The organism is Ruminiclostridium herbifermentans (assembly GCF_005473905.2).
GTDB classification, from domain to species: Bacteria; Bacillota; Clostridia; order Acetivibrionales; family DSM-1351; genus Ruminiclostridium; species Ruminiclostridium herbifermentans.
This window is the reverse complement of record NZ_CP061336.1, coordinates 3220051-3234881: the sequence shown is the minus strand read 5'-3', so window position 1 is coordinate 3234881 and position 14831 is coordinate 3220051. Positions and strand designations below refer to the sequence as shown.

Here is a 14831-nt window from a genome sequence, read left to right as displayed (position 1 = left end):
TTTCCAATGAACGAAAAAACACTTAGAGTACTTGAATACGGAAAAATAATTGATAAATTAAAAGGTTTAACTGCATCTGAATTGGGGAGGGAGTTGGTTGAGGAACTCTCTCCTCAAACTGATTTTAATACTGTGGAAAAGCTGCTAAGCGAAACAAATGATGGTGTTAGCTGCATAATGAGGCGAGGTTCACCACCTCTTGGCGGGATAACTGATATAAGGCCAAGTTTGAAAAGATTGGATATAGGCGGTGTTTTAAATCCCGGCGAATTATTGCGATTGGGCGGGGTTCTGCGTGCTGCCCGTAAACTAAAGTCTTATGCAAATGACAGGGTAGATGAGGATAATGTAAATTGTGTTAATGAATTAATTTCCTGCCTAGAATCAAATGCAAGGCTTGAACAGAAAATTGATATGTGCATTATCAGTGAAGAGGAAATAGCAGATAATGCCAGTCCTGCCCTTAATACAATTAGACGCCAGATAAAGGATCATCAGGCATCAATCAAAGATAAGCTTAATGATTTGATTCGCTCAACAAAGTATCAGAAATATATACAGGAGTCCATTGTTACAATAAGAGGAGACAGATATGTAATACCTGTTAAGCAGGAGCATAGAAATGACATTCCCGGACTAGTGCATGATTCATCCTCAAGTGGTGCTACACTTTACATTGAGCCAATGGCTGTTGTTGAAGCTAATAATAGTATTAAGCAGCTGAAAATAAAGGAGCAGGCTGAAATTGAAAGAATATTGGCTGAACTTTCTCAGGATGCTTCGCTTATATTGCCTCAATTAAATGCAAATATGAGTATAATGGCAAAGCTGGACTTTATTTTTGCAAAGGCAAGACTGGCAATTGATTATAAATGTATGTGTCCTAAAATTAATCAAAGCGGGAGAATCATTATAAAAAAGGGCAGACATCCTTTATTAGATGAGAAAAAAGTAGTTCCCATAGATTTCTGGATTGGCGATACATTTAACTCGCTCATTGTAACAGGACCAAATACTGGAGGTAAAACGGTATCTCTTAAAACTGTTGGTTTGTTCACATTAATGGCACAAAGCGGTTTACATGTACCTGCTAACGAAGGAACAGAAATAAGTGTATTTAATAAGATTTATGCGGATATTGGTGATGAACAGAGTATAGAGCAGAGTCTAAGTACATTTTCATCTCATATGAAAAATATAGTTGAAATACTAAAGAATGTAGACAGCAAGTCTTTGGTTATGTTTGATGAACTAGGTGCAGGAACAGACCCAACGGAAGGCGCTGCACTTGCGATGGCAATACTTGAATGCCTTCACCAAATGGGAGCGACAACCCTTGCTACTACCCATTATAGTGAATTAAAGGTATATGCAATATCTACAGCTGGTGTTGAAAATGCCTCCTGCGAATTTGATGTGGAGACATTAAAGCCCACATATCGTTTGTTGATTGGTGTGCCTGGAAAGAGTAATGCTTTTGCAATATCAAAACGATTGGGACTTACAGATGATATTATTGAAAGGTCAAAAGAATTTCTTTCTCAAGAGGATATAAGGTTTGAGGATATATTATTAAGTATTGAGAAAAACAGAAGTGAAGCTGAGAGAGAAAAAATGCGTGCAGAGAGTTATAGACTTGAAGCTGAGCGATTAAAGAAAGACTTAGAGGAACAAAAGAGCAGACTGGCGGCTCAGAAAGAAAAGGAACTTCGAAAGGCAAGAGAAGAGGCTCGTCAAATTTTGATGGATGCCAAGAGAGAGGCTGAAGAATTAGTTGCCGAAATGAAACGACTTGCAAAAGAGCAGGAAGAGGCAGAGGTTAGAAGACAAACTGAAGAACTCCGCCAAAAATTAAATAAAAGCATAAACAAATTAGATGATTCGCTTGTTGAGTCAATTATGCCAAGACAAGGCTTAGTCAAGCCTCCTAAGAATTTAAAGCCAGGAGATACTGTGCTTATTGTAAATCTCAATCAGAAGGGTACTGTATTAACAACACCTGATAAGAGTGGAGAGGCGCAAGTTCAAGCAGGGATAATGAAAATAAATGTGCATATATCAAATCTAAAATTAATTGATGAACAGAAACAACAGACTCAGAAAACTGGCATAGGTAAAATTGGTGTTGCTAAAGCACAGAGTTTGTCCTCTGAAATTGATTTAAGAGGGATGCTGCTAGACGAAGCAATTGATGTGGTTGATAAATATCTTGATGATGCTAGTATTGCGGGGATGGGAATTGTTACACTTATACACGGAAAAGGAACTGGAGCTTTGAGGGCTGGATTGCATCAATATTTGAAGCATAATGCCCACACAAAGAGTTTTAGACTGGGTAAGCTTGGTGAAGGAGAATCAGGTGTAACAGTGGTTGAACTTAAATAAAGTTTGCCAAAAGATAAATAGAAACCTCTAATTTATGACAATATGCTGAATATAACGCTAATGGTTGACAATTCTGCTTCATTAAATTACAATAATTAGTGGCTTGTTTACCGATGTCAATTATGGTTTAAGCTTAAAACGGTGATATTTTCGCAATAATAACTTGACTAAAGTCATAACAGTCAAAGCATACGCGGTGGTATTTTTGTGATAGTAATTTGACGAAAGTCAATTACAGTTTAAAGTATATGCGGTGGTATTTTTGCTATAGTAATTGACTTTATTATTAGACATCATTATGTTTATTAGGTAAATACGTTTTTATTATAGATTTTAAATTTGTGAAGTTAATGAAGGAGAATTTTTGTGGATATTAGACAAGACGTAAGAAATATAGCTATAATTGCCCATGTTGACCATGGCAAAACTACACTTGTTGATGCAATGCTTAGACAAAGTGGTATTTTTAGATCTAACGAGGCAGTTGTTGAAAGAGTAATGGATTCAAATGATCTAGAAAAAGAAAGAGGTATTACTATTTTATCAAAAAATACCTCAGTACAATATAAAGAAACTAAAATTAATATTGTAGACACACCTGGCCATGCTGACTTTGGCGGTGAAGTGGAACGTGTTTTAAAAATGGTTGATGGCGTTCTTTTACTAGTTGATGCATTTGAAGGAGCTATGCCTCAGACAAGATTTGTTTTGAAAAAAGCGCTTCAGCTTAATTTAAAGCCTATTGTAGTTGTAAATAAAATAGACAGGCAAGAAGCTAGACCAGACGAAGTAGTGGACGAAATACTTGAATTGTTTATAGAATTAGGGGCAGATGATGACCAATTAGAATTCCCAGTTGTATATGCTTCTTCCAGAGAAGGCTTTGCTGTATGTGATTTGTATGGGGAAAGAGTAGATTTGAAGCCTCTATTTGATGTAATACTTGAAAAAGTTCCTGCACCAAAGGGTGAAATGAATGGAACATTGCAATTATTGGTTTCAAATGTTGACTATGATGATTATGTTGGAAGAATTGCAATAGGAAGAGTTGACAGAGGAAAGATAAAGCTTGGTCAACAGGCTATTATTTGTAAAACAGAAGGACATCAAGTTAATGCAAAGATAACAAAGCTGTATACATTTGAAGGACTAAAGCGTAAAGAAGCAAGTGAAGCAATGCTTGGAGATATTGTTGCTGTATCAGGAGTTACAGATGTAACAATTGGAGACACGATATGTGATGTTGGTGCTCCTGACCCACTGCCATTTGTTGCTATTGATGAACCAACACTATCTATGACCTTTAGCGTAAATAATAGTCCATTTGCTGGCAGAGAAGGCCAGTTTGTAACCTCAAGACATTTGAGGGACAGATTATTCAAGGAATTAGAGACAAATGTAAGTCTCAAGGTTGAAGAAACTGATTCACCAGATGCATTTGTAGTTTCAGGCAGAGGAGAACTTCATCTTTCCATATTAATAGAAACAATGAGAAGACAAGGATATGAATTCCAGGTTTCAAAGGCAAGAGTTATATATAAGGAAGTTGACGGTCAGCTTTTAGAACCAATTGAATACTTGATGATTGATGTACCTGAAGAATATATGGGCGTTGTAATGGAGAAGCTTGGACAGAGAAAGTCTGAGATGGTAAATATGTCTTCTGCAAATCAAGGATATATAAGAATTGAATTTAAGATACCTGCTAGGGGCTTAATTGGATATAGATCAGAACTTTTGACTGATACTAAAGGAAATGGAATAATGAATCACGTTTTCCACAGCTATGAACCATACAAAGGAGATATTCCTATGAGACAAAGAGGTTCACTTGTAGCTTGGGAAGATGGAGAGGCTATTACTTATGGTCTATATAACGCTCAAGAAAGAGGAACACTTTTCATAACACCTGGTACAAAGGTATATGAGGGAATGATAGTCGGCGAGAATGCAAAAAGTGATGATTTGGTTATTAATGTGTGTAAAAAGAAGCACATTACAAATACAAGAGCATCAGGAAGTGACGATGCACTTAGGTTAACACCACCTCTGAACTTAAGTCTTGAGCAGGCTTTAGAGTTTATTGCAGATGATGAGTTAGTTGAGATAACACCTAAAAATATTCGTTTAAGGAAGAGAATATTAAATTCTGAACTTAGAGCAAAGAGCAGAAGTAAAATGTAATGTTGAAATATATTAGCTTACAGATGCTGTAGTTGATGGGTGTTTATTGAGTAATGGTGCATGAGTTAAATGTACCAAAAAGATACAAACTATATGAATAGCTATGCTATAAGAGGTTTTGAGCATGATATTATACATGGCTAATAGAATCGGCTATGTGAATAGTTAGTTGGTTTTGACAGTATAGTTTTGTATATAGAGTTTATTTTAGAAGTAAATAAATTGTATGGAAATATGGACAAATTAGGAAAACAATATTATAGTAGATATTATTGATGTACTTTGAAGATTGGAGTAATGCCAATGAATAAAAAATTAAAGGTTGCACTGGTAGGTATTTTATTAGTTGTTATAGGTGCATTTTTATCAATACCGAAAATAGTAAGTTTTGGTGGTACTTTGTTAAGTGGTTATAATGCTTCTTATGGCGTATTTAATGCTATATTAACAGTAGTTGGAATTACATTAGTTATTTCTGGTATATTCTTAATATCTGCTGGGTTAAAGAAGCTTACTTTTGTACTAGCTTCAATAATTGTATTTGTGGTTATATTTTCAGTGGGAACTATTTTTTCTTTTCTAAGTATAGAAGCTGTCAGTGATGATGTGGAAACTGCTGAAATTCAGATTGATGCTACTGATCCTAATGCAATACCAGTGGAAATACCTATGGGGTCAGATACAAAGGCTATCGCAAACATTTTAAAGGATGGGGGATTAATAACCAATCCTCAAGTTTTTAAGATTGTATCAAAGCTTAATGGGTTTGATGGGAAATATCAAGCTGGTACACATATTTTGAAAAAAGACTTAGAACTTAATGATATAATGAAGGTACTTATTTCAAAGCCTGAAAGTGTTAAGATTACTATTCCAGAAGGCTTAACCTATAAGCAGATTGTTAAGAAATTTGAAGATAAGGGTATAGCAATCGAAGACAAATTTGATTATGCTATGAAATATGAAAAATATGATTTCGATTTCATAAAACAGATTACAAATACCAATAACAGAGAATTTATTTTAGAGGGATATTTATTCCCTGACACATATGAGTTTGCAATGAATCCTGGTGAGAAGGTAATTATAAATGTAATGCTTAGAAATTTTGACAGTAAGCTGACAAAGGAGCATTATAAAAGAGCTCAAGAACTAGGAATGTCAATGGATCAAATTATTACTCTTGCATCAATTATTGAAAGAGAGGCAAACTCAAGTGCAGACAGAAGATTGGTTTCTGCTGTCTTCCATAAGAGATTAAAGAGTAAAGAAGAATATCTCCGAAAATTACAATCATGTGCTACGCTTCAGTACATTTTCCTTAACAGGGAGGGCAAGGTACATGATCAAATAACCTATGAAGATACAACTGTCGATGATGCTTACAATACTTACCTTCATCCTGGACTTCCACCTGGACCAATATGTTCTCCTGGTATGGATTCTATAAATGCGGCATTGTACCCTGATGAAGATACTGATTATATGTTCTTTATAGCAACAGGGGATGGAACTACAAAATTTACCAAGTCATATAATGAACATTTAAAGGCTATGAAACAGTATGGTTTAACAAAATAATTTTGTTTTGTATATTATATTTTATTAAATGGATTGGGGTGGCTGTGTGCCACCCTAATTTTATAAAGCAATGAGAATTATGTAGTTTTTATTATTGGTTCAATAAAATATAGAAGTAGTTGATAAGCTGATTTTGAAAATTATTTTTAGCAACGGGTAAATTAGAAGTATGAGAATCTCAGCAAGTTTAAGAATAACCAATGTATTTAGAAATATGTATCTAGGAGGTGCCAAGTCCATGTTATTTGTTAACTGTGGAAAAACATGGACGTGACTATTGATTAATTATGATTATATAATTGAATATATTAGAGATACAATAAAGGCTAACACTGGACTACTTGCAGAACTTGAGCAATATGCGGCTCTTAATCATGTGCCCATTATTCAACCTGAGGTTGCCGCTTTAATGAAGGTGCTAGGACAAATAAAGCAGCCGTCTAGAATACTTGAAGTTGGAACTGCTATAGGATACTCAGCTATATTATTTTCTGGATTCTTGAAGCAGGATGGTGTTATTGATACAATTGAAAGAAATGAAGAAATGATTGAACTGGCAAGGAAAAATATAAAATTAGCTGGTAAGCAAAACACTATAAATGTAATTGCAGGGGATGCTTTGGATGTCTTGGTGTGTTTGGACAAGCGCTATGATATGATTTTTATTGATGCTGCCAAGGGGCAATATAATGAGTTTTTTGAACAATGCAAAAGGATGCTTGTTCCTGGAGGATTATTGGTATCGGACAATGTTTTGTATAAGGGTATGATTGCAAGCGAAGAACTTGTGGTTAGAAGAAAGAAAACAATTGTTACAAGGATGAGGGACTATCTGAAAATTCTTTGCGAGGATGATGACTTTGAAACCAGTATTATTCCTATTGGAGATGGAGTTGCACTTAGCTATAAGAAAGGTTAATAGCTGCTGGCTGATACACTAAGCCAACAGTCATAACTATTTTTGAACTAACTTTCGAATGAAAAGTCGAGCCATACTTAAGTTTACCAATGGCTTATTGACGAAAAACTAACTTATTTCATAAAACTATCGGAGCATTATCAATGATTAGCTGTTAGAATAACTCAAAGGGGTATATGATTAATATGAAGAAGATTGAACTTTTGGCACCTGCCGGTAATTTGGAAAAATTGAAAATGGCTGTTTTGTATGGTGCAGATGCAGTATATATTGGAGGACAGAAATTTGGACTTAGAGCTCAAGCAGATAACTTTTCTGTTGAGGACATGCAGCAAGGAATTATATTTGCACATGATAGAGGTTGCAAGGTTTACGTTACTGTAAATATAATACCGCATAATGAGGATTTAGAGGGATTGCCAGAATATATAATGCAGCTGAATGAACTAGGTGTTGATGCGTTGATTGTATCTGATCCGGGTGTGTTTTCTATTGTTCGAAAAGTTACACCAAACATGGAAATTCATATAAGTACTCAAGCAAATAATACAAATTACCAAAGTGCGAATTTCTGGTATGAACTTGGTGCTAAGAGAATAGTTGTTGCTAGAGAACTTTCGCTTTCAGAGATTAAGGAAATTAATACAAAAACTCCTGATGATTTGGACATAGAAGCATTTATTCATGGAGCAATGTGTATATCTTATTCTGGAAGATGCTTGCTCAGCAGCTATATGACAGGAAGAGATTCAAACAGAGGCGATTGTGCACAGTCCTGCAGATGGAAATATCATATTATGGAGGAAAAACGTCCGGGCGAATTTTATCCTGTATATGAAGATGATAAGGGAACGTATATATTTAATTCAAAGGACTTATGCATGATTGAGCATATACCTGAGCTGGTTGAGGCTGGAATATACAGCTTTAAAATTGAGGGCAGAATGAAAAGTTCCTTCTATGTAGCGACGGTTGTAAGTGCATACAGAAAGGCAATAGATGCATATTTAGCTGACCCTGAGAATTATAAATTCAATCCCGAATGGCTTATTGAACTGTCTAAAGCAAGCCATAGAGAGTATACAAAGGGCTTTTATTTTAATAAGACCTCAGGTGAAGACCAGATTTACCATACCAGTTCATATGTAAGGGACTATGATTTTATTGGTATGGTTTTGGAATATGACAAGGAAACGAAGATAGCAAAGATTGAGCAAAGAAACAGAATGATTGTGGGTGATGAAATTGAAGTTATGAGTCCAAATAAGGATTTTTTTGTTCAAACAATTGAGTCCATGAAAAATGAAGAGGGAGAGGACATAAGAACAGCACCTCATGCTCAGATGATTGTTTATATGCCCATGGCAGAGGAAGTTGAGCCATTTGCTATATTGAGGAGGCAGTAGAGGAATAATGGAGATAATAAAGCTAACTACAGAAATGATAAACAAAGATTTGTTTGCTCACTTCATGCGTCATCAAAAAGTTTCAAAATGCTGGAGGAAAATTGATGGCAAGTGGTGTATTATAGACATTTCACTTTCAGAAGATTGGGGCGAAGCTGAGTATAACATATTGGTAGCTTGCTTAAAGAACACGGTAACAAAAGGCGGTGTGGTTTTTGGAGTATTTGTAAATGACATGCTGAAAGGATTTTCATCTGTAGAGCCGTTTTTATTTGGACAAAATAAAGAATACCTTGACTTATCTAGCATACATGTATCTGAAGATATGCGCGGAAAGGGTATTGGAAAAGAATTATTCCGATTGTCTAAGGATTGGGCAAAGCAGAATGGCGCAAAAAAGTTATATATTTCAGCACATTCTTCGGTTGAAACTCAGGATTTTTATAGAGCTATGGGCTGTGTTGAAGCACTTGAATATAATAAAGAGCATGTGGAAAATGAACCTTGCGATTGCCAATTGGAATGTGTTTTGTGAGAATAATTGGCGTTTTGAATGTTTTTATATAGGAATAAATTATACGGTTTAAATAGACATATTGAAAGGTGGAAAAACCTGCTCTGGTTGTACTATTAATGATTAGAATCAATTTTAAATTAGGCACTTTGAAAGGTGGTAAAATCTGATCTGATTGCGTTATTAATGATTATAATCTAGTTAAAATCATACACTTTAAAGGACTTTTAAGTTTATAGGAAAATACAGAATCTATAAGACTTAAGCTGAAAGGTAGCAATTTTATATTAAGAGTACTTTTATGGACAACCCCATACACATCAACTATAGCGATATGTACCCCCCTTTACGGGACAGAATCTAGCAAAGTGGTACATATTATAGTTTGATACGGATTGGGGGTTTTGTTTTTTAATGATGGTTTTATATTTCACATAGTTTTTCCAAGCGGATAAAAATATATATAACATGAATGGCTTGGTATTAGTGAGTTTAAGGGGATTTTAAATGTACTTGTCTAAAAGTAACATTCGGTTGGAAAAAATTACGCAAATCATTGATTGTACAAGGTATATACGTTAAAATGTATATTATGAAATAGACTTATTTCGGGCCTGTAACTGAAACATGAGATGTATTTAAACTTGTGTAAGCCAGAGCCTTGTCTATATGAGTTTCCCGTCTGTAACTGAAACATGATTTTATTTTTCGATGTGAAATATAAATATAATCTATGCTGGATGATTTTGATAAGTTCTAAATAAATACATTGTATGTTTAAAATGTATTGCTAATGTACATACAAAATGCGTATACTATTTATATAAAGATTTAAGCATGATTTCGAATGGAGTGATATTATGGCAGCAAAATCAGCAAATTTATACGCAAGAATTGAACCAGACGTTAAAGAGCAGGCAGAGCGCATTCTTTCTGAACTTGGTATTCCAGCATCTAACGCAATAAATATGTTTTACAAACAAATCATACTTCACAGAGGTATTCCTTTTGAAGTAAAAATTCCATCTGAAAGACCTGTGAATATGTATGATTTATCCGAAGAACAGATGAATGAAGAACTGGAGAAAGGATATACGGATATGAAAGCGGGCAGAACTAAATCAGCAAGTAAGGCATTTGCAGACATCCGCAAGGATTTCAATTTATGATATTTTAAATTAAAGTTTCAGAACAGGCGGATACAGACTTAAGAAGTATTTATGAGTACATTGCTTTTGAACTAAAATCCATTAAGAATGCTAGTGGACAGCTTGATAGACTAGAAAAAGGTATTATGAGCCTTGAACAAATGCCAGAACGATTTCGTTTATATGAAAATGAACCATGGCACAGTCGAGGCTTACATATTATGCCTGTAGATAACTACTGTGTTTTATATATTTTGGATAAGGAAAATTCACTTGTGACCATTATTCGTGTTATGTATGGTGGTAGAGATATTGATTCGGAATTACAGACACACAAATTTGTAAGATGTATTTAAACTTTCGGTGCTAAATACCGACAAAACGTCTTTTTCTACTGTAACTGAAACATGAGATGTATTTAAACTAGCAATAGTCTTCTACATTTGATAAATGTGCAGTCTGTAACTGAAACATAAGATGTATATATACGTATAGTTTTTTACTTGTGTTCCTGCCAAAGCTAAGAAATACGGCATTCTGACAAATCAACAAAAGCAAACATTAATTCCTAAAATACATCAATATATACAATAAATAGCCAAAATACAATATAAGTTGTAATGTCAATATATTGACAAGGTAATTAATGTAATGTATTCTAAAAAATATAGGTACTTGATAAAATAAATTATATCAAGCAATTCTATTACGCATTATGAACAATTAAAATAAAATAGCTTCAAAGTTATGCCCAGTCCATGTTATTACCAAAGCCAATTCTGGTTCAATGTTTTCGCTTTTAGATGAATTCTGCTTTTAATCAGACTTTGAACGCATTTTGGGGTTTTATATTATGGTTTTAACTTCAGGAGGCTTTAGCCACAAATCCAAAGGAGAACGGCTTTAGGTATGTTGTAATTGACTTTTAATACTTTTTATTAAACATGGGCATGGAATATGGCTAAATATATATTATAAATTTTTAAAGGGGGGTGCCAAGTCCATGTCATTGATTTATTGTTAATTTGTTTAACATGGACATGGATGTATTTATGCGTGTTTCAGCTATAGAAATAGGTACAAATTCGACTAAATTTATTATTGCTCAACTAAATGAAAATGGAGCAGTTGAAGTTATTACTAGAACTAGCACAGTTAATCGACTAAGTAGTGGGATGTATCCTGAAAATAACTTAAAGCCTGAAGCAATAGAAAAGGGTATTGAGATTATTGGAAACTTAATAAAAGAAAGTAATGCTCAAGGAGCAAAGATGGTATCAATTTTCTCAACTAGTGTTTTAAGAGATGCAGGTAATAAGGAAGCTTTTATTGGGAAAGTAAAAGAGTTATTTGGTATTGATATTAATGTTATCAGCGGTGAAGAGGAAGCTCAATTAGCATATATGGCTTGTAGAGAGGTTGTTGAAAACAAATCTCAAAAATTCAGTGTCATTGATATAGGTGGGGGCAGTACAGAAATAATAATTGGAAATGGTACTGTTATTGAGCAGAAAATCAGTTTAGATGTTGGAGCAGTTAGATTAACAGAAATGTTTGTCAGCCATGATCCTATAGAAGACAGCGAGGTTGAGCAAATGACTGCATACATAGAGAAACAGATAAACGAAAGAGAATCATTAGATTTAAGCGGGCTACAGTTAGTTGGAACTGGAGGAACAATAAAAACTCTGGGGACACTTTTTTATCAAAAAGAACATTCAAAAGAAAAATCTATAAATGGCAAAGTTATCAAGAAACATGAAATAGAATTGCTATTTTCCATGCTAAAACTTTTAAATATAGAAAGCAAAAAGAAACTTATCGGACTCAATCCTAAAAGAGCAGATGTAATCACATCCGGAATTAAAATACTTCTTTCAGTTATGGACAAATTTAATATAGAAGAAATAAAAATCAGTTCTCAAGGTGTATTGGAAGGATTTATTGCACAGTATCTTCAGAACCCAAAGTAATATATAGGTAAAATCCTCAGTAGAATGTAAATTAGGATGTTTAGAGGTAAGCATAATATGTGAACTTCAACTGAAATTGCCTTTATAAAAATATTTATTAACTCAAATTTTATTTGAAAATTGAGTTAATAAATATTCAGAATTTATATAAAATAAGGGGGATTAATAAAATGAATGATAATGATTTACAAGCTTTGGCTCAAAAATATGGTACACCGTTATATACATATGATGGCGATAAAATTATTTCGCAATTTGAAAAACTCAAAAGCTGCCTGCCTGAGGAGATAGAAATATTTTATTCCATGAAGACAAATCCTTTACTTGGAATATGTCAGCTATTTAAAAAACTAAATAGTTCTATAGAAGTAGCTTCTAGTGGTGAACTTTATACTGCGCTGTCAGCAGGTTTTTCGCCTCAGCAGATTATTTTTACCAGCCCGGGTAAAACCTATGAAGAACTTGAATATGCCATTGAAGAACAGATATATAGTATAAATATTGAATCAATAGACGAAGCAATTATTATTAACAGCATAGCAGCTGAAAAAAATAAAAAAGTAGATATTTCTATAAGAATCAATCCTGATTTTGATGCTACTTGTTCTAGTATAAAAATGTCAGGTGTTCCAACTCAATTTGGAATAGATCAGGCTTTGATGGGAAAAGCATTTGACACATTTTCACAGCTGCCTAATATCAATGTAATTGGAATTCACATTTATACAGGAACTCAAGCATTATATGCAGAGAAGATTATATTCGCTATGGAGCAAATTATTTCATTAGCTCTTGAGTTATCAGAAACATATGGATTCTCGTTAAAATTTTTAGATATGGGAGGCGGCTTTGGAATTCCTTATTTTAAAGGAGAAACAGAACTAAACTTAGAAGTTCTAAAAGAAGGGGTTGCCCAAGTATGGGATAAGTATAAAGATAGATTAGTACATACAAGAGTTGCAGTTGAAAGTGGAAGATTCTTAATGGCTGAGTCGGGTATGTATTTGACTAAAGTAATATATACAAAGGAATGTAAGGGAAATAAATACATTATATGTGACGGAGGTTCAAATCATCACGCTTCGTCTGCTTTTCTAGGACGACATATACGCAATAATTTCCCTATGCATGTATTAAATAAATCTGAAGCAGAGGAAGAGGTAAATGTAGTAGGTCCCCTTTGTACACCTACAGATGTGATTGGACAGAAAGTGAAGCTTCCCCAGATTGATGTTGGAGATATTCTTGCAATTGATAAGTCAGGTGCTTACGGTTTAACACAAAGTCCATTAGCCTTTCTCAGCCATCCTTCACCGGCAGAGGTTATTCAATTTGGTAAAGAATCGTTTGTATTAAGAGAAAGAGGAAGAAAAGAAGATTATATAAAAGGGCAAAATGAACTTAATAGAAAATAGATTAAACAATATCTAGTTGAAAGTTGGTGCTATGTTGAAAAAAACAGATTTAAATGATTTGTCATTTTTTTTAAACAAGGACAACAGCGAAGATAAATTAGCTATGGCATTAAGCTGCTATGAAGCTGCTATTTATAATATTGTAAAAAATAGCAATCAATTAGATAAAAGCATTATTATTCCACTGTTTATAAGAGATATCAATCCTATACTGACTTACGAAGAAGAAACAGGAGTCTTTTTCATTACAAATGAAAACAGCAATTATGCTCCTGTATGGCACAAGTATATTAAGTTAATAACCTATGTAAAAGAGCGGGATAAACATGCAATAGAATTTTTGGAAAGCCTTTTAGATAAGGGGCATATGGTTATGCTACAGACCGTTTTTCAAAAAATAAAATATTATGCTGAATATGATCCAGATTTTGATTTGAATTCATATTTTAATGGAGCAGCACCACATGTTAATATCCTTCTTTATCATGAAGCTGATAAATTCTATTATGCAGAAAAAATACCAAACCGTATCAATTTAAATAATTTTGTTCCTTACCAGTTTAATAATCAAATTGGTGTAATTGAGAAAAAAGATATGGAAGAGGCATGTAATTTTTACTTGAGATGTCATATTCTTGATATGGATAAACAATATATTAATGAAAATTTAAAGCACGAAGACATAGTTAGCTATATTCATGCTATTAGCGAAAATTTTGTAGGCAAAACACTTTCAGACAAAGGTATTACAAAGTATTATGGAATATCTGCATTTGAAAAAATCATAGATATTTGTAATGCTGGTGTTGATATAAAAAAGTATAAACATACTGCTAATTGGGCGCTTCATGATAAATTAACCTTTGATATGTGGATGATACATGGTTCAAGACAAATTTTATTAGAGTATATTATTCGGGAAATACAAGATGTAGGAAAAAAAGAAAATCTTATGAGATTAAGTGATACTCTTGAAGAGTTAATTTTTCAATGGAGACACTTAGAATCAGTGCTGGCTAAATATACAAAATCCACAAGGACAACTCAGCTTAATGAAAAAATAGCAAATAAATTTAGAAAGCTACTAGCATTAGAAAAAGAGTTAAATGAAATGCTTATTAATTTCACTTAAATAATACCAATACTCAAGCATAGTTTCTAATTTAGTGCAATTATTTTGGTAACTTATATTGATAGGTCTCCCACGCTAAAGATATTCATGTGGGAAAGTTGAGTAATTTTATTAAATTAAAAGTAGGTGAGGTTAATGCATAAAAGCGATTTAGAACTTCTTACTTTTTTTAAG

At 33.6% G+C, this 14831-nt stretch carries 11 protein-coding genes; all 11 read left to right on the top strand.

Annotated features, from left to right (window positions below):
- Positions 1 to 6: 6 nt before the first annotated feature.
- The 11 genes from EHE19_RS13135 to EHE19_RS13085 all read left to right on the top strand — a co-directional run bounded on the left by EHE19_RS13135 (position 7) and on the right by EHE19_RS13085 (position 14657).
- Positions 7 to 2385: an endonuclease MutS2 gene (locus EHE19_RS13135; protein WP_137698307.1), complete on the top strand. Its 2379-nt coding sequence runs from the start codon at positions 7 to 9 to the stop codon at positions 2383 to 2385.
- A 366-nt stretch (positions 2386 to 2751) separates the two neighbouring features.
- Positions 2752 to 4569 carry a translational GTPase TypA gene (typA, locus tag EHE19_RS13130; protein ID WP_137698306.1) on the top strand — a complete coding sequence of 606 codons (1818 nt, stop codon included), beginning with the start codon at positions 2752 to 2754 and terminating at the stop codon, positions 4567 to 4569.
- 303 nt (positions 4570 to 4872) lie between these two features.
- Positions 4873 to 6150 (top strand): endolytic transglycosylase MltG, encoded by a 1278-nt coding sequence (gene mltG, locus EHE19_RS13125; RefSeq protein ID WP_137698305.1) that lies wholly within the window; start codon positions 4873 to 4875, stop codon positions 6148 to 6150.
- A 277-nt stretch (positions 6151 to 6427) separates the two neighbouring features.
- The gene (locus tag EHE19_RS13120; RefSeq protein ID WP_137698304.1) at positions 6428 to 7069 is read left to right on the top strand and encodes an O-methyltransferase; all 642 of its coding nucleotides are present in this window, start codon (positions 6428 to 6430) and stop codon (positions 7067 to 7069) included.
- Positions 7070 to 7254: 185 nt separating this feature from the next.
- Positions 7255 to 8475, top strand: coding sequence for a peptidase U32 family protein (locus EHE19_RS13115; RefSeq protein WP_137698303.1), 1221 nt, complete (start codon positions 7255 to 7257; stop codon positions 8473 to 8475).
- A 7-nt stretch (positions 8476 to 8482) separates the two neighbouring features.
- On the top strand, positions 8483 to 9010 hold the full coding sequence (locus EHE19_RS13110; RefSeq protein WP_137698302.1) for a GNAT family N-acetyltransferase: 528 nt from the start codon (positions 8483 to 8485) through the stop codon (positions 9008 to 9010).
- A gap of 839 nt (positions 9011 to 9849) precedes the next feature.
- The gene (locus EHE19_RS13105) at positions 9850 to 10158 is read left to right on the top strand and encodes a type II toxin-antitoxin system RelB/DinJ family antitoxin (RefSeq protein ID WP_137698301.1); all 309 of its coding nucleotides are present in this window, start codon (positions 9850 to 9852) and stop codon (positions 10156 to 10158) included.
- 8 nt (positions 10159 to 10166) lie between these two features.
- A complete protein-coding gene (locus EHE19_RS13100) occupies positions 10167 to 10493 on the top strand; it encodes a type II toxin-antitoxin system RelE/ParE family toxin (RefSeq protein WP_244648396.1) in 327 nt (108 codons plus the stop codon).
- Between the two features lie 696 nt (positions 10494 to 11189).
- Positions 11190 to 12110, top strand: coding sequence for a Ppx/GppA phosphatase family protein (locus EHE19_RS13095; protein WP_171003609.1), 921 nt, complete (start codon positions 11190 to 11192; stop codon positions 12108 to 12110).
- Between the two features lie 170 nt (positions 12111 to 12280).
- Positions 12281 to 13525 (top strand): diaminopimelate decarboxylase, encoded by a 1245-nt coding sequence (gene lysA, locus EHE19_RS13090; RefSeq protein ID WP_137698299.1) that lies wholly within the window; start codon positions 12281 to 12283, stop codon positions 13523 to 13525.
- A 31-nt stretch (positions 13526 to 13556) separates the two neighbouring features.
- Positions 13557 to 14657, top strand: coding sequence for a hypothetical protein (locus EHE19_RS13085; RefSeq protein ID WP_137698298.1), 1101 nt, complete (start codon positions 13557 to 13559; stop codon positions 14655 to 14657).
- The last annotated feature ends 174 nt before the right edge of the window (positions 14658 to 14831 follow it).

What these genes read in the sequence shown, in the direction of transcription:
- EHE19_RS13135 (WP_137698307.1), top strand. Translation starts at nt 7, where the DNA reads ATGAACGAAAAAACACTTAGAGTACTTGAATACGGAAAAATAATTGAT.
- mltG (WP_137698305.1), top strand. Translation starts at nt 4,873, where the DNA reads ATGAATAAAAAATTAAAGGTTGCACTGGTAGGTATTTTATTAGTTGTT.
- EHE19_RS13115 (WP_137698303.1), top strand. Translation starts at nt 7,255, where the DNA reads ATGAAGAAGATTGAACTTTTGGCACCTGCCGGTAATTTGGAAAAATTG.
- EHE19_RS13110 (WP_137698302.1), top strand. Translation starts at nt 8,483, where the DNA reads ATGGAGATAATAAAGCTAACTACAGAAATGATAAACAAAGATTTGTTT.
- EHE19_RS13105 (WP_137698301.1), top strand. Translation starts at nt 9,850, where the DNA reads ATGGCAGCAAAATCAGCAAATTTATACGCAAGAATTGAACCAGACGTT.
- EHE19_RS13095 (WP_171003609.1), top strand. Translation starts at nt 11,190, where the DNA reads ATGCGTGTTTCAGCTATAGAAATAGGTACAAATTCGACTAAATTTATT.
- lysA (WP_137698299.1), top strand. Translation starts at nt 12,281, where the DNA reads ATGAATGATAATGATTTACAAGCTTTGGCTCAAAAATATGGTACACCG.
- EHE19_RS13085 (WP_137698298.1), top strand. Translation starts at nt 13,557, where the DNA reads ATGTTGAAAAAAACAGATTTAAATGATTTGTCATTTTTTTTAAACAAG.